15 protein-coding genes are annotated in these 17510 nt (G+C 73.5%); 7 read left to right on the forward strand and 8 right to left on the reverse strand.

Annotated elements, in window-relative coordinates; all coding sequences use genetic code 11:
- Nucleotides 1-384 precede the first annotated feature (384 nt).
- The 4 genes from AB0A94_RS25410 to AB0A94_RS25425 all read right to left on the reverse strand — a co-directional run bounded on the left by AB0A94_RS25410 (nt 385) and on the right by AB0A94_RS25425 (nt 4905).
- Complete coding sequence (locus AB0A94_RS25410; protein ID WP_361747880.1) at nt 385-951, reverse strand: hypothetical protein; 567 nt, start codon at nt 949-951, stop codon at nt 385-387.
- Nucleotides 952-1056: 105 nt separating this feature from the next.
- Complete coding sequence (locus tag AB0A94_RS25415; protein ID WP_361747882.1) at nt 1057-3645, reverse strand: bifunctional FO biosynthesis protein CofGH; 2589 nt, start codon at nt 3643-3645, stop codon at nt 1057-1059.
- Nucleotides 3646-3688: 43 nt separating this feature from the next.
- Nucleotides 3689-4570: an LLM class F420-dependent oxidoreductase gene (locus AB0A94_RS25420; RefSeq protein ID WP_361747885.1), complete on the reverse strand. Its 882-nt coding sequence runs from the start codon at nt 4568-4570 to the stop codon at nt 3689-3691.
- A 128-nt stretch (nt 4571-4698) separates the two neighbouring features.
- Nucleotides 4699-4905 carry a hypothetical protein gene (locus tag AB0A94_RS25425; protein WP_361747887.1) on the reverse strand — a complete coding sequence of 69 codons (207 nt, stop codon included), beginning with the start codon at nt 4903-4905 and terminating at the stop codon, nt 4699-4701.
- Nucleotides 4906-5023: 118 nt separating this feature from the next.
- Here AB0A94_RS25425 and AB0A94_RS25430 point away from each other — a divergent pair, with 118 nt between their 5' ends.
- The 4 genes from AB0A94_RS25430 (at nt 5024) to AB0A94_RS25445 (ending at nt 10439) form a co-directional block, all read left to right on the forward strand.
- Nucleotides 5024-6544, forward strand: coding sequence for a CehA/McbA family metallohydrolase (locus tag AB0A94_RS25430; RefSeq protein WP_361747890.1), 1521 nt, complete (start codon nt 5024-5026; stop codon nt 6542-6544).
- A gap of 12 nt (nt 6545-6556) precedes the next feature.
- Nucleotides 6557-6970 carry a nitroreductase/quinone reductase family protein gene (locus tag AB0A94_RS25435; protein WP_361747892.1) on the forward strand — a complete coding sequence of 138 codons (414 nt, stop codon included), beginning with the start codon at nt 6557-6559 and terminating at the stop codon, nt 6968-6970.
- 125 nt (nt 6971-7095) lie between these two features.
- Nucleotides 7096-10053 carry a BTAD domain-containing putative transcriptional regulator gene (locus AB0A94_RS25440; protein WP_361747894.1) on the forward strand — a complete coding sequence of 986 codons (2958 nt, stop codon included), beginning with the start codon at nt 7096-7098 and terminating at the stop codon, nt 10051-10053.
- A 200-nt stretch (nt 10054-10253) separates the two neighbouring features.
- Nucleotides 10254-10439, forward strand: a complete 186-nt coding sequence (locus AB0A94_RS25445; protein WP_361747896.1) for a hypothetical protein — start codon at nt 10254-10256, stop codon at nt 10437-10439.
- Nucleotides 10440-10710: 271 nt separating this feature from the next.
- Here AB0A94_RS25445 and AB0A94_RS25450 read toward each other — a convergent pair whose 3' ends face one another.
- From AB0A94_RS25450 to AB0A94_RS25460, 3 genes are all read right to left on the reverse strand, one after another.
- Nucleotides 10711-11232, reverse strand: a complete 522-nt coding sequence (locus AB0A94_RS25450; protein WP_361747898.1) for a hypothetical protein — start codon at nt 11230-11232, stop codon at nt 10711-10713.
- Between the two features lie 187 nt (nt 11233-11419).
- Nucleotides 11420-13798, reverse strand: coding sequence for a serine/threonine-protein kinase (locus AB0A94_RS25455; RefSeq protein ID WP_361747901.1), 2379 nt, complete (start codon nt 13796-13798; stop codon nt 11420-11422).
- 182 nt (nt 13799-13980) lie between these two features.
- Complete coding sequence (locus AB0A94_RS25460) at nt 13981-14712, reverse strand: VOC family protein (protein WP_361747903.1); 732 nt, start codon at nt 14710-14712, stop codon at nt 13981-13983.
- A 134-nt stretch (nt 14713-14846) separates the two neighbouring features.
- On the opposite strand from AB0A94_RS25460, the gene AB0A94_RS25465 reads away from it, so the two are divergent.
- From AB0A94_RS25465 to AB0A94_RS25475, 3 genes are all read left to right on the forward strand, one after another.
- Nucleotides 14847-15482, forward strand: a complete 636-nt coding sequence (locus AB0A94_RS25465) for a TetR family transcriptional regulator (protein WP_361748049.1) — start codon at nt 14847-14849, stop codon at nt 15480-15482.
- A 241-nt stretch (nt 15483-15723) separates the two neighbouring features.
- Complete coding sequence (locus AB0A94_RS25470) at nt 15724-16149, forward strand: pyridoxamine 5'-phosphate oxidase family protein (RefSeq protein WP_361747905.1); 426 nt, start codon at nt 15724-15726, stop codon at nt 16147-16149.
- A gap of 49 nt (nt 16150-16198) precedes the next feature.
- Nucleotides 16199-16864: a pyridoxal 5'-phosphate synthase gene (locus tag AB0A94_RS25475; protein ID WP_361747907.1), complete on the forward strand. Its 666-nt coding sequence runs from the start codon at nt 16199-16201 to the stop codon at nt 16862-16864.
- Here the strand turns inward: AB0A94_RS25475 and AB0A94_RS25480 are convergent.
- Nucleotides 16842-17453 carry a GNAT family N-acetyltransferase gene (locus AB0A94_RS25480; protein WP_361747910.1) on the reverse strand — a complete coding sequence of 204 codons (612 nt, stop codon included), beginning with the start codon at nt 17451-17453 and terminating at the stop codon, nt 16842-16844. The genes AB0A94_RS25475 and AB0A94_RS25480 overlap by 23 nt on opposite strands.
- Nucleotides 17454-17510 lie beyond the last annotated feature (57 nt).

Below are 17510 nucleotides of genomic sequence, written 5' to 3' on the forward strand. Positions count from 1 at the left end.
GCGGTGACGACGTCGCTCCGCCGCCGGTGGACGGTGAGTGGCGCCTGCGATTCGCGACCAACGAAGCAGCCAAGGGATGGGGCGAGCTGGGCGCGGAGGCCCCGGGGAACACACGTCGGTGCTTCGAAGCCCTGCGCCGCGATCCACTGTCCCGGGCCGACCCGGACCGTCAGCACAGGCTCCGCGGCCGACTGGCCACCGGCGGCCTCGGTGGTCGGGATTATCCCCAGTGGGAGTACGAGGTGACGTCAGGCGGCCGCGTCCGCTACCTCGTCGACGAGGCACGCCGCACGGTTCATTTCGTGTACGCGTCCACTCGCCACCCGAAAGACACCGAGTAGCCACGCACGTCGCCGCGACCGGTCTTCTCGTGCTCCGCCGCGCCTACTCGACGACCCTGACCGTCGTGCCCGCCGCGCCGAAGGTCCACAGGGACTTGCCGTCGGACTTGCCGACGCGGATGCCGCCCGTCTGCGCGCCCGGGTCCGCGGGCGGGGGCGAGGAGCCGTCGACCGCGTTGGAGAAGGCGACGAAGACGCCGGACTTCTGGGCGAAGTACATGATGTGCTCGACCGGGACGCCGTCGCTGCCGGTGGTGGCCTCGGTGCGCTTGCCGATCGTGTACGTGCCGGGGTCCGGGGCGACCGTGCCCGGCCAGACCGCGAAGGAGCGGCGGGGGGTGTCGCTGGCGTCGACCAGCCAGACCCGCTTCTGGCCGAGGGAGTAGACGATCCGGCGGCCGGTGCCCGAGCCGTCCGGTACCGCCACCGGCTTCTCCTCCTCCGGCTCGGCGGACGGTTTCGCGTCCGCCGTCGCCGACGCGCTCGGCCGGGGTGTGGCGGCGACGGGCTTCGTCCCCTGGTCCGCCTGGACGGCCAGGACCGCCACCGCGGCAATCGCCCCCGTGGTCAGCCCGGTCACCCAGGCCCACGAAGGAAGACGGGCAGGCACCGGTACGCATCTCCTCAGCTACGGGTCCCGATCGCAGGCCACGGCACCCGGTCGAACGCGGTTCGGATCATCCTACTGCCAGCGCCCGCGCTCCCCCGGTCCGTCTCAGTCCAGCACCGGCAGCAGCTCCGGCAGGTGACCGTCCGACGCCTCCGCCGCCCGACGGCGCTCCTTGGGCACCTCGCCGTACAGGGTGGTGCGGGGCTTCGCCGGGCGGCCCGCGGCCTCCGCGACCGCGATCAGGTCCTTGACCGACTTGTAGGAGCCGTACGACGAACCCGCCATCCGCGAGATCGTCTCCTCCATCAGCGTGCCGCCGAGGTCGTTCGCGCCGGAGCGGAGCATCTCCGCCGCGCCCTCCGCGCCCAGTTTCACCCAGCTCGTCTGGATGTTCGGGATGTGCGGGTGGAGGAGGAGGCGGGCCATCGCCGTGACCGCGCGGTTGTCCCGGACCGTCGGGCCCGGGCGGGCGATGCCCGCCAGGTAGACGGGGGCGTTGGTGTGCACGAAGGGAAGCGTCACGAACTCCGTGAAGCCACCGGTCCGCCGCTGGATGTCCGCCAGGGTCCGCAGGTGGCCCAGCCAGTGGCGGGGCTGGTCGACGTGGCCGTACATCATCGTCGAGGAGGAGCGGATGCCCAGCTCGTGGGCCGTGGTGACCACCTCGGTCCAGGTCGCCGCCGGGAGTTTCCCCTTGGTCAGGATCCAGCGGACCTCGTCGTCGAGGATCTCCGCCGCCGTGCCGGGGATGGTGTCCAGGCCGGCCTCCTTCGCCGCCGTGAGCCACTCCCGGATCGACAGGCCGGTGCGGGTCGCGCCGTTGACGACCTCCATCGGGGAAAAGGCGTGCACGTGCATGCCGGGGACGCGTTCCTTCACCGCCCTCGCGATGTCGAAGTACGCCGTGCCCGGCAGGTCGGGGTGGATGCCGCCCTGCATGCAGACCTCCACCGCGCCCACGTCCCACGCCTGCTGGGCGCGGTCGGCGACCTGCTCCAGCGAGAGCGTGTAGGCGTCCGCGTCGGTGCGGCGCTGCGCGAAGGCGCAGAAGCGGCAGCCGGTGTAGCAGACGTTGGTGAAGTTGATGTTGCGGGTGACGATGTAGGTGACCTCGTCGCCCACCGCCGACTTGCGGACGTCGTCCGCGACCCGGCACAGCGCGTCCAGCGCGGGACCGTCCGCGTGCAGCAGCGCCAGCGCCTCCGCGTCCGTGAGCCGCGTCGGGTCGTCGGCCGCCGTGCGCAGGGCCCCGCGCACGTCGGTGTCGATGCGCTCCGGGACCATGCCGGGGGCGGCGGCCTCGCGCAGGGCGTCCCAGTCGCCGTAGACCTCGTCGAAGTCCTCGCGGCGGTCGCCGGTGCGCCCCTCGGTGTCGATGGTGCGGTGCAGGTCGGTGCGGCCGGTCGCGGTGAACGCCTCGTCCGGCTCCTGCCACGGCCGGCCTTCGACCACCGCGTCCGCGCGGGCCAGACCCGTCTCCGGGTCGGCGAGCGCGGCCACGTGCGGGCGCAGCCGCGGGTCCAGCCACGGCTCGCCCCGCCGCACGAACTCCGGGTAGACGCAGAGGCGTTCGCGCAGCTCGAAGCCGGCCGCCCGGGACTGCTCGGCCAGTTCCTCGATCTTCGGCCAGGGCCGCTCGGGGTTGACGTGGTCGATGGTGAGCGGGGAGACCCCGCCCCAGTCGTCGATGCCGGCCGCGATCAGCCGCCCGTACTCGGCGTCGACCAGGTTCGGCGGGGCCTGGAGGCAGGCGGCGGGGCCGAGGACCAGCCGGGCGACGGCGACCGTGGCGACCAGCTCGTCGAGTTCCGCGTCCGGCATGCCGCGCATCGCGGTGTCCGGCTTGGCGCGGAAGTTCTGGATGATCAGTTCCTGGATGCCGTGGTGGGCGCGGGAGATCCTGCGGAGGGCGAACAGCGACTCGGCGCGCTCCTCGTAGGTCTCGCCGATGCCGATGAGGATGCCGGAGGTGAAGGGGACCGAGGAGCGGCCCGCGTCCTCCAGCACCCGCAGCCGCACGGCCGGCTCCTTGTCCGGGGAGCCGTGGTGCGGGCCGCCGGGCTCGGACCACAGGCGGGTCGCCGTCGTCTCCAGCATCATGCCCATCGACGGCGCGACCGGCTTGAGGCGCTGGAAGTCCGTCCAGGTCATGACGCCCGGGTTGAGGTGCGGGAGGAGTCCCGTCTCCTCCAGGATCCGGACGGAGATGGCGCGGACGTAGGCGATCGTGTCGTCGTAGCCGTGCGCGTCGAGCCACTCGCGCGCCTCGGGCCAGCGGTCCTCGGGCTTGTCGCCGAGGGTGATGAGGGCTTCCTTGCAGCCGAGGGCGGCGCCCTTGCGGGCGATGTCCAGCACCTCGTCCGGCGACATGAACATCCCGTGTCCGGCCCGGCGCAGCTTGCCGGGCACGGTGACGAACGTGCAGTAGTGGCACTTGTCCCGGCACAGCCGGGTCAGCGGGACGAAGACGCTCTTCGAGTACGTGATGACACCGGGGCGCCCCGCCGCCCGAAGCCCCGCGTCCCGCACCCGGGCGGCCGACGCGGAGAGGTCCTGAAGGTGCTCACCGCGCGCCTGGAGCAGGACCGCCGCCTCGGAGACGTCCAGGGAGACACCGTCCCGGGCGCGTCTGAGGGCGCGCCGCAGGGAGCTCTCGGTGGGGCCGCCGGTTCCGGTGGTCACGGAAGTCGTCATTCCTTGAGCATACGTTCGGACTGATCAGGCCCCTTGTCCGTCCTCATCGGGCCCCTTCCTCCGCACCGCCCGCTTCCCCGTCCACGAACGGCTGGAACGCGTCCAGCGCCCGCAGCATCTCCGCCTCCCCCTCCGGCGGCAGCTGCACCACGACCTCCTCGATGCCCAGATCCGCGAAGTGGGCCAGCTTGCCCGCGCTGGGACGCACGGCGTACGGCACGACCTGGAGGGCGCCGGGGTCGCGGCCCGCGTCGGCCCAGGCGGTGCGCAGCGCGGGCAGCGACTCCGTCAGGCCCCGCCCGCCGATCGGCAGCCAGCCGTCGGCGTACTCGCAGATGTGCGCGAACAGCTTCGGTCCCGCCGCCCCGCCGACCAGGGTGCGCGGCCCGACCACAGGACCGCGCGGCTTCTGCACGGGCTTGGGGTGCGCGAGGCTCGCCCGCACGCTCCCGAACTCCCCCTCGTACGCCGTCGGTTCCTCCGCCCACAGGGCCCGCATCAGCCCCATCCGGTCCCGCACCAGCTCGCGCCGGGTCCGCCACCGCACCCCGTGGTCGGCGGCCTCCTCGACGTTCCAGCCGAAGCCGAGCCCCAGCGTGAACCGGCCGCCGGAGAGGTGGTCCAGGGTCGCGATCTGCTTGGCCAGGTCGATCGGGTCGTGCTGCGCGGCGAGCGTGATGCCGGTGCCGAGCCCCAGCCGCCCGGTGACGGCGGCGGCCTGCCCGAGCGCGACGAAGGGGTCGAGCGTGCGGCCGTACTCCCGCGGCAGCTCCCCGCCCGCCGGGTACGGGCTGGTCCGCTCGACGGGGATGTGCGTGTGCTCCGGCAGGTACAGCCCGGCGAACCCGCGCTGCTCCAGCTCACGGGCGAGCCGGACCGGGGTGATCGTCTCGTCGGTGAGGAAGATCGTGACGGCGATGCGCATGAGCGGCCTTTCGTACGCGGACGACGGACCCATCAATACCCGCACGGGCCCCACCTGTCCATACCGACCGGTCGGCATTCCGTCCCGGCCTCCCCGTCCTCCCACGGGCTCCTCGCGCCCCGCTCGGTTCAGTGGAAGGCCAGCCAGCCGATTCCCGCGACCGCCGTGAAACCGCCGACGGCCAGGTCGGCCGGCCGGTGGCGGCGCAGCGCGAAGCCGAGCAGCACGGCGGTGAGCAGCACGGCGGCCGTTCCGATCGCGCCTTTCACGGGGCCGTGGCTGAAACCGAGACCGTCGAGGTGCCGGGTGAGCCAGACGAACCAGGCGAATCTCATGGTCTGCTGTCGATTCCCTTCTCTTACACGGCAGTTCACCGCTCACTACAAAGGTGGCACCGCACCGACCCCTGCACCACCCGAGTCCTGTCATCGGACGACACCTGGGAGCAGCAGCATGTGCGAGGAGCAGCAGAGCGGGATCGGGCGGCGCGCCGTGTTCGTGACGGGCGCCGCCGCCGCGCTTACGTTGGGGAGCGTGAGCTTCGCTTCCGCGGCGGACCGGGACGGCCGGGAGACGAGGACGGTGCGCGGCACCCTCCCGCCGGGCTCCCCCGACTTCGTGTACGTCCCCGTCGAGGTGCCCGACGGCGTCCGCGAGATCAAGGTCGCCTACACCTACGACCGGCCCACCGTGCCGGCCGGCACCACCGGCAACGCCCTCGACATCGGCATCTTCGACGAGCGCGGCACCGACCTGGGCGGCCGGGGCTTCCGGGGCTGGTCGGGCGGGGCCCGCACGGAGTTCTTCCTCCGCGCCGACGACGCCACCCCCGGCTACATTCCCGGCCCGGTGCGCGCGGGCACCTGGCACATCGCGCTGGGCCCCTACACCGTGGCCCCGCGGGGACTGCCGTACGAGATCACCGTGACGCTGACCTACGGGGAGCCCGGCGAGACCGTGCGGCCGGTGTACCCGCCGGAGCGGGCCAGGGGGCGGGGGCGGGCCTGGTACCGGGGCGACTGCCACCTGCACTCCTGGTACTCCGACGGCCGCCGCACCCCCGCCGAGATCGCCGCGCTCGCCCGCGCGGCCGGGCTGGACTTCATCAACAGCAGCGAGCACAACACGCACGCGGCGCACGCCCACTGGGCCGAGGCGGCCGGCGACGACCTGCTGGTGCTGCTGGGCGAGGAGGTCACCACGCGGAACGGCCACGTGGTGGCGATCGGCACGGACCCCGGCACGTTCGTCGACTGGCGCTACCGCGCCCGCGAGAACCGCTTCGGCCGGTTCGCCCGGCGGATCCGCCGCGCCGGCGGCCTGGTCGTCCCCGCCCATCCGCACGCCACCTGCATCGGCTGCGCCTGGAAGTTCGGCTTCGGCGAGGCGGACGCCGTGGAGGTGTGGAACGGCCCGTACACGCCCGACGACGAGGTGGCGCTGGCCGACTGGGACGGCATGCTGGTGGCGTCCGTACGGGACGGGCGGGACGGGCTCGACTGGATCCCGGCGATGGGCGGCAGCGACGCCCACCGCGACCCGGACGCCGTCGGCAGCCCGCAGACCGTGGTCCTCGCCGACGACCTGACCCGGGAGGCCGTCCTGGACGGCATCCGTGCGGGGCGCTCGTACGTCGCCGAGTCCGGCAAGGTGTCCCTCGGCTTCACCGCGTCCGGCGGGCGCGGTGAACACGCGGGCATCGGCGAGCGGTTGCGGGTGGACGGGGACACCCCGGTCACCGTCCGCCTGGAGGTCACCGGCGCCCCGCGCTGCACCGTCCGGTTCGTGACCGACCAGGGCGTGCTGCACACCGGCGGCCCGCTGCCGGTGTCCGGGGCGGGCGTGGTGGAGTGGCGGACCACACCGTCGTACGCCGCCTACGTACGCGCCGAACTGCGGCACGAGGCGGCCGCCGGACCGCTGCCCGGCGCCCTGGCCGGATTCACCAACCCGATCTTCCTCGGCGGCCGGTAGGCTCACCGCACGATGACTCCCGGGACCTCGCACGCCGAACGCAAGTACCGGAGCGCCACCGCCTTCCAGCGCCGGATCAATCCCGTCCTGCGCCGGCTGCCGTTCCAGACCCTCCTGGAGACCACGGGACGCGTCTCCGGCCTGCCCCGCCGGACCCCGGTGGGCGGCCGGCGGGCCGGGGACTCCTTCTGGCTGGTGTCGGAGTTCGGCGAACGGTCGCAGTACGTCCGCAACATCAGGGCGGACCCCCGGGTGCGGGTGCGCATCCGGGGCCGCTGGCACACCGGCACCGCACACCTCCTGCCCGACGACGACCCCGTGGCCCGGCTGCGCACCCTGCCCCGCTTCAACAGCGCCGCCGTGCGGGCCTTCGGGGCGGGGCTGCTGACGGTGCGGGTGGATCTGGATCCGGGTCCGGACGGCTGAGGACGAACTGTGTGGGCACCGTGACGGCCCGTCGTTCCCCGTGTGATCGCCGTCTCCCACGGCTGCCGCATCCGCCATGAACAAGGCAAACTGGCGTAGTTGCTCAGGATGCAGAGGGGGACTGTATGGACGGTGTGCCGCGGGGACCGGAGCAGCGGCGTCCCGGCTCCTCGACGGAGCCCGCGGCGCTGCGCTTCGGCGTGCTCGGCCCGGTGCGCGCCTGGCGCGACGACGAGCCCGTCGCCACCGGCAGCCCCCAGCAGCGCGCCCTGCTCGCCGCCCTGCTGCTGCGCGAGGGCCGTACGGCCACGGCGGCCGAGCTCATCGACGCCCTGTGGGGCGAGGAACCCCCGTCCCAGGCGCTGGCGGCGGTGCGCACCTACGCCTCCCGGCTGCGGAAGGTGCTGGACCCCGGGGTGCTGGTCAGCGAGTCCGGCGGCTACGCGGTGCGCGGGCTCGGCGAGGGGGCGCTGGACCTCGCGGCGGCGCAGGAACTGGCGGCGGAGGCGGAGAAGGCGCGGAACACCGGGGACCTGTGCCACGCGCGGGAGGTGCTGAACCGGGCCCTGTCCCTCTGGGACGGCGAGACGCTGGCCGGCGTGCCGGGCCCGTACGCGGAGGCCCAGCGGGTCCGCCTGGAGGAATGGCGGCTCCGACTCCTGGAGTCCCGCCTGGACATGGACTTGGAGCAGGGCTGCCACGCGGAGGCGGTCTCGGAGCTGACGGCGCTGACGGCGGCGCACCCGCTGCGGGAGCGCCTTCGCGAACTGCTGATGCTGGCGCTCTACCGCAGCGGCCGCCAGGCGGAGGCCCTCGCGGTGTACGCGGACACCCGCCGCCTCCTCGCCGACGAGCTGGGCGTCGACCCGCGCCCCGGCCTCCAGGAACTCCAGCAGCGCATCCTGCGGGCCGACCCGAACCTGGCGGAGCCGTCGGCCCCCGTGGCGGAACCGGTGGCGGGCCCCGTCCGCCCGGCCCAGCTCCCGGCGACGGTCCCGGACTTCACGGGCCGCGCGTCCTTCGTACGGGAGCTGAGCGAGGTCCTCGCGGCGGCGTCCGGCGACGAGGGCCGGGTGATGGCGGTGTCGGCGCTGGCCGGCATCGGCGGCGTCGGCAAGACGACGCTGGCGGTGCACGTGGCTCATGCGGCGCGTTCCTCCTTCCCCGACGGCCAGCTGTACGTCGACCTCCAGGGCGCGGGATCCCGTTCCGCGGAACCGGAGACGGTCCTGGGCTCCTTCCTGCGCGCCCTCGGCACGGCGGACTCGGCGATCCCGGACTCGCTGGAGGAGCGGGCGGCGCTGTACCGCTCGGTCCTGGACGGCCGCAAGGTCCTGGTGCTGCTGGACAACGCGCGGGACGCGGCGCAGGTCAGGCCCCTGCTCCCCGGCACGGCGGGCTGCGCGGCCCTGGTGACCTCCCGGGTCCGGATGGTGGGCCTGGCGGGCGCGCACCTGATCGATCTGGACGTGATGTCACCGGAGGAGGCGCTGGCGCTCTTCACGAGGATCGTGGGCGAGGAGCGGGTGGCGTCGGAGCGGGATGCCGCCCTGGACGTGGTGGCGGCGTGCGGCTTCCTGCCGCTGGCGATCCGCATCGCGGCGTCCAGGCTGGCGGCGAGGCGCACCTGGACCGTCTCGGTCCTGGCGGCCAAGCTCGCCGACGAACGCCGCCGCCTGGACGAACTCCAGGCGGGTGACCTGGCGGTGAAGGCGACGTTCGAGCTGGGCTACGGGCAGCTGGAGCCCGCCCAGGCCCGCGCGTTCCGGCTGCTGGGACTCGCGGACGGCCCGGACATCTCCCTCGCGGCGGCGGCGGCGGTCCTGGACCTCCCGGCGGAGGACACGGAGGACCTGCTGGAGTCCCTGGTGGACACGTCCCTGCTGGAGTCGGCGGCGCCGGGACGGTACCGGTTCCACGATCTGGTGCGGCTCTACGCGCGTGCGTGCGCGGAGAGGGACGAACAGCCGCCGAGCGAGCGGGAGACGGCGATGTCCCGCCTGCTGGACTTCTACCTGGCGACGGCGGCGGGGGTGTACGCGATCGAGCGGCCCGGGGACCGGCTGGTTCATCACCTGGAAGCGACTCGGTACCCAGGACTCCACTTCAATGACCGGCAAGAGGCCCTGGACTGGCTTTACTCCGAGGCCAACTCTCTCCTGGCCTGCGCCCGGCAGGCCTTCGGCACCGATCGTCTCCGCAGAGGAGTGGATCTGCTCTGGGCCGCCAAGGACTTGGGAGAATCCGGCGCCAATTCCAAGCAGTACGAGACAGTCGCGTTCACCGCCAGGGACGCCGCGCAGTCCGTCGGGGACCCCCACTCGGAGGGACGCGCCCGGACGGCTCTGACCAACGTGCACCTGGTGGCGGGCCGCTACGAAGAAGCGGACGAGGAGGCACGGCAGGCGGAGTTGCTCGCCCGTGCCGCGGAGGATCCCACCCCTCTCTTCTGGGCCAGTAACGACCGCGGGATCATCGGACTCAATCAGGGCCGGTACCAGGACGCCGAGCAGCACCTGCTCCGCGCCATCGAGGTGTCGCGGGAGGACGAGAACCTGGCCGGGGAGGCAAGCGCCCTGTGCAATCTCTCACGGGTCCACCTGGCCATGGGCCGTACCTCTCTTGCGATCACCCTCGCTCAGGAGGGCATCGGCGTGTACGGCCGCCTGGGAACGACCGTGCGGTTGGCCAATGCCAAGTACGCCTTGGGCCTGGCGTTGACGGAGGCCGAGCGGCCCCGTGACGCCCTCCATGAACTCACCGAGGCGTTGGACATGTTCCGGACGAACCGACAACGCCTCTGGGAAGGAACAACGCACTTCCGCATCGCTCAGGCCCACCTGGTGGGACAGAATTACCCACAGGCGGCCCAGCACGCCGAACAAGCCCTGACCATCGGCAGTATCGGCGGCGACCGAGTACGGGCCGGCGTACTGACCACCCTGGGACGCGCCCTGCACGCACTGGGTCAGACGGACCGCGCGCGCGTCTGCTGGCTGGAGGCACTGCCTCTGCACGAGCAGGCCGGGTCTCCCGAAGCAGGCACCGTACGTGCGCTTCTCTCCCCGCTTGCCGTCGCATAGCGGGTCCGCGGGGACGTTCATCGATTGTTTATGCCCGGCTGCCATGCTCGGCATGTCGATCCGTCGCGTCGGGGGGCAGGCGGGTCGCTCGGGCCTCACCTCCTGTGTGAGAGTCCTGACTGGCCCCTGCTCAGCAACCCTCGGGGGAGTTGCCGAGCAGGGGCCGCCAGACCTGATCCATTCGCAAAGGGAGCCATGAGATGGGCGAGAGTCCGAAGAAGACGGAAGACGCGACCACGCAGGACAACCACTCTCCCGCGCCGCCGGCCGACGGGACGATCACGACTCTCGACAACCACTCTCCGGTACCGCCGGCCGACGGTGTCATCACCACGCTGGACAACCACTCGCCCGCCCCGCCCGCCCTGGACCTCGACGGCAAGTAGCCGTCCTTCCCGCACGGGGAATCGGCCGCGGCGGCGCGGAGGGGGAGCCGTCGCGGCCGACGTGCGTCCGCACGGGTCCGTGGTCGACCCGTGACGCGAACCGTCCGGAACGATCGGCCGCCGAGGGGCCGGGGGAGACCTCGGCCCCCTCGTCGTACGGCCGTGGTCCACGTACCGTCCGGCTCGCACCACACCGTCTCGCCCTCGCCCGCGCGCTCCACTCCCCACCCGCGCACCGCCGCTCCGAGCGGCGACAGGCCGTGTGCGCGGCTCAGCGGGCCGCCGGGGCGTACAGGCCGGGGTCGCACTCGGCGACCCGGGTCGCGTCCGCGCCGTCACCGACGTCCACCTGCACCGTCGCCGTGTCGTTCGCGGGCACGTCGACGTCCTGGACCCGGGTGGCGACCTCCGCGCCGGCCGTGTCCTCGAAGATCACGGTGACGGTGAAGACGCCGTCCGTGGCGTTCGGGTTGGTGACCTCGACCGTGGCGTACGGGGACGCCTCCGAGGCGCAGGTCACCAGTTCCACCGTGGCGTCCTGCACGGACGCGGACGCGTTCCCGCTTCCGCCGCCGCCCGAGGTGTCGTCGTCGTCATCGTCGTAGTCGCGGTGCGAGCCGCCTCCGGAACTCGACGACGAGTCGTGGTTCTGGTCGGAGCTGCTGCACCCGCCGCCCCCGCCCCCGTCGCCGCTCCCGCTGCCGCCGCCGCGGCCGGTCGAGAAACCGGTGAGGGTGAGGACGACGAGCGCCGAGACCGCTGTGAGCTTGAGTGTGTTCCCCCGGGGATTCATGGCCGTCAGGCTATCGATCTCTGTGTCACGGGCATGTCACCGCCTGGCGACCGTCGCGTACCCGGCGTAGCGTCTGCGGTGGGAGCGGCGGCCGCCGCTCCCCGCAGCGACGGCCGCCGTCCGACACCCCTTCCGTGCGACCCGGTACGACGGCCGTCCGCGGCGCGCCGCCCCCGGAACCCGCGGCCTACGCCGTCCGCGCCGTGCCCGTCCCCTTCTCCGCGTCCAGCGCGTACACGCAGCGGTCCTTGCTGCACGCGTACACCACGCCGTCCCGGACCACCGGGGAGCCGGTGATCTCGCCGCCGGTCGCCAGCTTCCACCTCAGGCGGCCGTCGTCGGCCTTCAGGGTGTAGAGCAGGTGGTCGCTGGAGCCGAAGTGGATACGGCCCTCGGCGACCGCGGGGGCGCCCACGATCTCGCCGCCGGACTGGAAGCGCCACTTGGGCGTGCCGGTGACCGCGTCCAGGGTGTACAGGCCCTTGCCGCTGCCCACGTGGACGTGGCCGGCGGCGACCAGGACCGGCTCGACGGAGGCGCGGGACTCGGTGGCGATGCGCCAGCGGTCGCGGCCGTCGGTGGCGTCGAGGGCGTAGACCGTGCCGAGGTAGTCGGCGAGGTAGAGGCCGCCGCCGGTGACCGCCGGGCCGGGGACGAAGGCGGGCGGGGCGAGGAAGACCGCCGGGGCCTCGAAGTGCCAGCGGACGTGGCCGGTGGTGACCTCCAGGGCGAGGACGCGGGTGCCGGCGCAGACGTAGACGTGGCCGTCGGGGGCGTGCGTCACCCGGACCGGCACTCCGCCGCAGGAGGCCGCGTCCCCGATGGGGTACGACCAGCGCTCGTCGCCGGTGCGGGCGTCGAGGGCGCGCAGGCGGGCGTCCTGCCAGACGTAGACCGTGCCCTCGTGGACGGCGGGGCCGGCCTCGGGGGACTCGAAGTCGCTCTGGCAGCCGGTGACCTCCCACAGCTTCTGGCCGGTGGACGCCTCCCACGCCTGGACGCCGCCGCCGCGCGTGCCGGTGACGACGGTGCCGCGGTCGGCCTTGAGGGAGTACACCCAGGCGTCCGTGGACAGCCGCCACAGGTCGCCGCCCTCGCGGGCCTCCAGGGCGTAGAGGGTGGGCCCGTCGGAGGCGTGGATACGGCCGTCGGCGACCGCCATCGACCAGGCGACGTCGCGGGTCTTGAAGCGGCGCCGACCGGTGGCGACGTCGAGGGCGTGCACCTCGAAGGAGGTGACGTAGACGAGGTCGCCGTCGACGGCCGGGGTGCCCCAGACGTCGTTGGACATGCGGAAGCGCCACGGGCGCCAGCCGCCGGGGTGCTCCGGCGGCACGGTGGGCGCCGCGGGTGCCGGTACGGCCGGGTCGGCGCCGTTGACGCCGGGGCGGGGCTTGGACCAGGTGGCGGCCAGGGCGGCGGCCGGCGGGGGCGCCTTGACGGCGGCCGCGCGCGTGTCGGCGACGCGCGGGCCGGGTCCGATGGGCACCGCCGCGCCCACCAGCCGTACGGGGCCGGTGTCGGGGGCGCCCGCGGGGGCGCCCACCGGCGCGGGCATCGGCGGGGGCGGCGGCGGGACGACCGGGTCGTGCGGGGGCGGCGGCGGGACGTGGGGGCGGGCCCCGCCACCGCCGCTGCGGCCGGTTCCGTGCGCGGGCCGGACCGCCGTCCGGCCGCCCCGCCGCGCCTCGATCAGGCTGACCGCCCGCTCGGGCAGCCACGCCGACGCCGTACCGCTGTCGTCGGAGCCGGAGCCGAACAGGTGCGGGGCGAGCTGGGCCTGGAGGTCGGCGGGGTTGGGCCGACTCGTCGCCTCCATCTGCATGCAGGCTTCGATGAGCGGGCGCAGCTCGTCCGGGAGTCCTTCGAGGTCCGGGCCCTCGCGCAGCAGCATGAAGACGGTCTCGACGGGGTTGGCGCCGTGGAACGGCGGATGTCCCGTGGCGGCGAAGACCAGCATCGAGCCCAGCGAGAAGACGTCGCTCGCGCCGGTGACGCTGCGGGAGTCCTTGGCCTGCTCCGGGGACATGTAGGCGGGCGTGCCGACGGCGACGTTCGTCATCGTCAGGCGGGTGTTCGAGACACCGGAGGCGATACCGAAGTCGATCACCCGGGGTCCGTCCTCGACGACGAGGACGTTGGAGGGCTTCAGGTCGCGGTGGACCAGCCCGGCACCGTGGATCGACTGCAGCGCCTCCGCGACGCCCGCCGCGAGCCAGCGCACCGCCTGGGCCGGGAGCGGCCCGCACTCGTTCACTATCTCCTCGAGGGAGGGCGCGGGCACGTACGCGGTGGCCAGCCAGGGCACGGCGGCGCGCGGATCGGCGTCCACGACGGCCGCCGTGTAGAAACCGGAGACCGCGCGGGCCGCCTCGACCTCGCGCGTGAAGCGGACCCGGAACAGCTGGTCCTCGGCCAGTTCGGTCCGGACCGTCTTGATCGCCACGCGCCGCCCGGACGCCGAGCGCGCGAGATAGACCAGCCCCATGCCGCCGGCTCCCAGCCGTCCCAGCACCTCGAACGGCCCGATACGCCGCGGATCGTGCTGCGTCAGCTGATCCACCACTTGCCTGCCACCTCCCCGTACGAGTCGCGCCACCACCTGTGCCCGCGACCGTAGTGCAGCGTCTCACCACCGCACCGCCGTGGCGGCACGCACCCCGATTCTTCCTGTCCGCGCGCCCGGTTGCGAACCGGCCGACAAATAGGGTGTCCAGGTTTTCATACGACACAGGGGGTGGAAACGGCTCAGCGGCGCAGCAGCGCGAAGGACGCCCCCTGATTGTCGGTGACCACGGCCGCCGTGCCGTAGGACGTCCCGAAGGGCGGAACCTGGACCCGGCCGCCGAGCCGGACCACCTCCTCCAGGGCGGCCCCGGGGTCCTCGACGGCGAAGTGGACGAGGAAGTGCGGCGGCATCTCGGCGGGGAAGACGTCGGAGACCGGCGCGCGGCCGAATCCGGGGTCGGCGTCCGGGCCGAACAGGGCGTCGTGGAAGAGGCCGCCGTAGAAGGTGTCGGCCGCCCGCGTGTCCCGCGTGTACAGCTGCGCCCAGGCGAAGGTGCCCGGCTCGTACCGGCGCCCGAAGCCGGGGGTCCCCGTGCCCTGCCAGAGGGAGAAGACCGCCCCCTCGGGGTCGGTGACGAGCGCGGTGACGCCCAGGTCGCCGAAGGGCACCGGCGGGGAGACGATCCGCCCGCCGGCCGCGTGGACCCGCCGGCACAGCGCCCCGGCGTCCGGGGTGGCGAAGGACACCGTCCACACGGTGGGCAGCCGGCCGTCCGTCTTGTGCGCGAGGGAGGCGACGGGGTCGCCGTCCTTCAACGCCCGTACGGTTCCCTGGGGCTGGTCCTCGAAGGTCCACCCGAAGAGCTCGCCGTAGAACCGCTTGCCCGCCTCCACGTCGGGCAGCTGGGCGTCCACCCAGCAGGGGGTGCCCTCCGCGTACCGCGCGTACTCCGATGCCCTGTTTTCGGCCATGCCGCCAAAGTAACCGCGCCGCCCGCAGGCCGCAGACCAGGCACACCAGCCCCCACAGACCCGCACACCCCATTTGCAGTCGGCCGAATCGCGCTCGGATCACCCGTCGGTAAGCTGACGGCATGACAGGACAAGTGCGTACCGTCGACGGCCGTGTGGCCGGCCGGCGTGGGCAGGCGACCCGGCAGAAACTGCTCGACTGCCTCAGCGAGATGCTCAGCTCCTCCCCCTACCGGGACGTCAAAGTCATCGATGTCGCACGGAAGGCGGGCACCTCGCCCGCGACCTTCTACCAGTACTTCCCGGACGTCGAGGGCGCCGTCCTGGAGATCGCCGAGCGCATGGCCGCCGAGAGCGCCGGGCTGGGCGAGCTGCTGGAGGGACGCTCCTGGGCGGGGAAGGCCGGCTGGCGGACGGCACAGGAACTCGTGGACGGCTTCCTGGAGTTCTGGCGGAACAACGAGGCGATCCTGCGGGTCGTGGACCTCGGCGCGGCCGAGGGCGACAAGCGCTTCTACAAGATCCGCATGAAGATCCTGAACTCCGTGAACAACTCGCTGGCGGACTCCGTCGCCGAGCTGCAGGCCAAGGGACGGATCGACAAGGACGTGAACCCCGCGGCGGTCGCCGGCTCCCTGGTGGCCATGCTTGCGGCCGTCGCCTCCCACCAGAAAGGTTTCTCCTCCTGGGGGGTCAAGCAGGCGGAACTCAAACCGAACCTCGCCCTGCTGGTGCACCTGGGGGTCACCGGCAAGAAGCCGGCGAAGTAGGCGCCCGGCGGCCCACACCGATGCGCGGTCTCGCAAGTCCTGTCAGACGGGCGGCGGTTCACTCCGGTGGGCCGCCGCCCGTCGCTTTCCGCGCGGTGCGGGGGAACGGGGAACACGGCGCCGTCCGGCCGGTGTTGTGTCCCGGTGAGCCGATCGCAGGCCCGAGTGACCCCGAGTGACCCCGAACGACCCTGAGTGACCGAGTGAACGTCCGACGCACCCGCCGCAGGAGGAACCCGGAATGGCCCTGACCCGCGAAGAGCGCGAACAGTTCCTGGCCGAGCCGCACATCGCGGCGCTGGCGGTCGACGCGGGGGACGGCCGCGCCCCGCTCACCGTGCCGATCTGGTACCAGTACGCACCCGGCGGCGACGTGTGGATCATGACCGGCCTGGACTCGCGCAAGAACCGGCTGATCGGCGCGGCGGGGCGGTTCTCCCTCATGGTCGACCGCGTCGAACCCACCATCCGTTACGTCTCGGTCGAGGGGCCGGTGCTCGACACCACCCCGGCCACGGTCGAGCAGCTGCGGGAGATCTCCGCGCGCTACCTGCCGGCCGACAAGGTCGAGGGGTACGTCGACTTCTCCTGGAAGAACCACGGCGAGCAGGTCGTCGTGCGGATGCGGCCCGAGCGGTGGGTGTCGTCGGACCTCGGATCGGTGTGAGCCCGCCGGACGCCCGACGACCGGACGCCGGACGCCGGACAATCGGTGCATGGAACCCGATCTCCACGAGCTGCTGAGGTCGCTGCGGGTGTGGGACCCGCAGGCCACCGACCTGCCGGTGTTCGACCCGGCCGCCGCGCCCGCCGAGCCGCTGCCGCTGTTCACGCGGTGGTTCGCCGAGGCCGTGGCGGCCGGTCAGGCCGAGCCGCACACCATGTCCCTGGCCACGGCGGACGCCCGGGGGCTGCCGGACGTACGGATCGTGATGCTGCACGGCGCGGACGACGACGGCTGGTCCTTCGCCACCCACGCGCACAGCCGCAAGGGCGGCCACCTCGCCGCGCGCCCGTACGCCGCGCTGGCCTTCTACTGGCCGGTGCTGGGCCGCCAGGTGCGGGTGCGCGGGCCCGTCGCGGCGGCCCCGGCCGAGGAGGCGCAGGCGGATCTGCACGCCCGTTCCACCGGGGCGCTGGCCGCCGCGCTGACCGGCAGGCAGAGCGCGGTCCTCGGGTCGGCCCAGGAGCTGGCGCGGGCCTCGGAGGCGGCGTGGGAGCGGGCACGGCGCGCGCCGGACACCCCGGCCCCGTCCTGGACCCTGTACCGGCTGCGGGCGGACGAGGTGGAGTTCTTCCAGGGCGAGGCCCGACGACGGCACGTGCGGCTCCGCTACCGGCGCGGGGCGGAGGGCTGGGTCAGGGAGTCGCTGTGGCCGTGAGGACGGGCTCCGGGTCCGTGGCGAGGCGGGCGTGCAGATGGGCGTCGCGGAACGCGTCGTGGCGGCCGGCTTCGAAGATCGCGCCGCGCATGGTCCCCTCGGGGCGGAACCCGCAGCGCTCGGCGACCCGGCAGGACGCCTCGTGCCCGACGGCGTGGTCCAGCTCCAGCCGGTGCAGGCCGAGCCCGGTGAACGCCCAGTGCGAGGCGAGCAGCAGCGCCCGGGTGGCGACGCCCCGGCCGCGCGCCTCGGGGAGCACCCAGTAGCCGACCAGGCCGCGCCGCAGGACGGGGTGGATCTCGTTGACGCCGATGTGCCCCAGTGCCGTACCGCTGCGGGCGTCGGCGATCCGGAAGGACGCCCCCGTGCCGTCCGCGTCGCGCTGCGCGCCCCGGCGCAGTGACTCCCGGGCGCCGTCCGCGTCCGTGATCGGCCGGAGCGGGGTGTTCCAGCGCCGGAACTCCGGGTCCGTGAGGCCGCGCAGCCAGGTGTCCACGTCCGCCCGGGACCCGGGGTCCCAGGGACGGAGGCACAGGCCGTGGCCGTACAGCTCGGGGAGGGGACGGGTGGGGCCGGATGAGGAGAGCATGAGGACATTCAAGCCCGCGATCCCCGCACACGTGATCAATCCGCAACCAATTCCGAT

The organism is Streptomyces sp. NPDC044984 (assembly GCF_040646935.1).
Taxonomy (GTDB): domain Bacteria; phylum Actinomycetota; class Actinomycetes; order Streptomycetales; family Streptomycetaceae; genus Streptomyces.

Coding starts and splice junctions, on each gene's coding strand:
- AB0A94_RS25480 (WP_361747910.1), bottom strand. CDS start 17,453: ATGCTCTCCTCATCCGGCCCCACCCGTCCCCTCCCCGAGCTGTACGGC.
- AB0A94_RS25445 (WP_361747896.1), top strand. CDS start 10,254: ATGGGCGAGAGTCCGAAGAAGACGGAAGACGCGACCACGCAGGACAAC.
- AB0A94_RS25425 (WP_361747887.1), bottom strand. CDS start 4,905: ATGAGATTCGCCTGGTTCGTCTGGCTCACCCGGCACCTCGACGGTCTC.
- AB0A94_RS25420 (WP_361747885.1), bottom strand. CDS start 4,570: ATGCGCATCGCCGTCACGATCTTCCTCACCGACGAGACGATCACCCCG.
- AB0A94_RS25475 (WP_361747907.1), top strand. CDS start 16,199: ATGGAACCCGATCTCCACGAGCTGCTGAGGTCGCTGCGGGTGTGGGAC.
- AB0A94_RS25450 (WP_361747898.1), bottom strand. CDS start 11,232: ATGAATCCCCGGGGGAACACACTCAAGCTCACAGCGGTCTCGGCGCTC.
- AB0A94_RS25435 (WP_361747892.1), top strand. CDS start 6,557: ATGACTCCCGGGACCTCGCACGCCGAACGCAAGTACCGGAGCGCCACC.
- AB0A94_RS25460 (WP_361747903.1), bottom strand. CDS start 14,712: ATGGCCGAAAACAGGGCATCGGAGTACGCGCGGTACGCGGAGGGCACC.
- AB0A94_RS25470 (WP_361747905.1), top strand. CDS start 15,724: ATGGCCCTGACCCGCGAAGAGCGCGAACAGTTCCTGGCCGAGCCGCAC.
- AB0A94_RS25430 (WP_361747890.1), top strand. CDS start 5,024: ATGTGCGAGGAGCAGCAGAGCGGGATCGGGCGGCGCGCCGTGTTCGTG.
- AB0A94_RS25415 (WP_361747882.1), bottom strand. CDS start 3,645: ATGACGACTTCCGTGACCACCGGAACCGGCGGCCCCACCGAGAGCTCC.
- AB0A94_RS25440 (WP_361747894.1), top strand. CDS start 7,096: ATGGACGGTGTGCCGCGGGGACCGGAGCAGCGGCGTCCCGGCTCCTCG.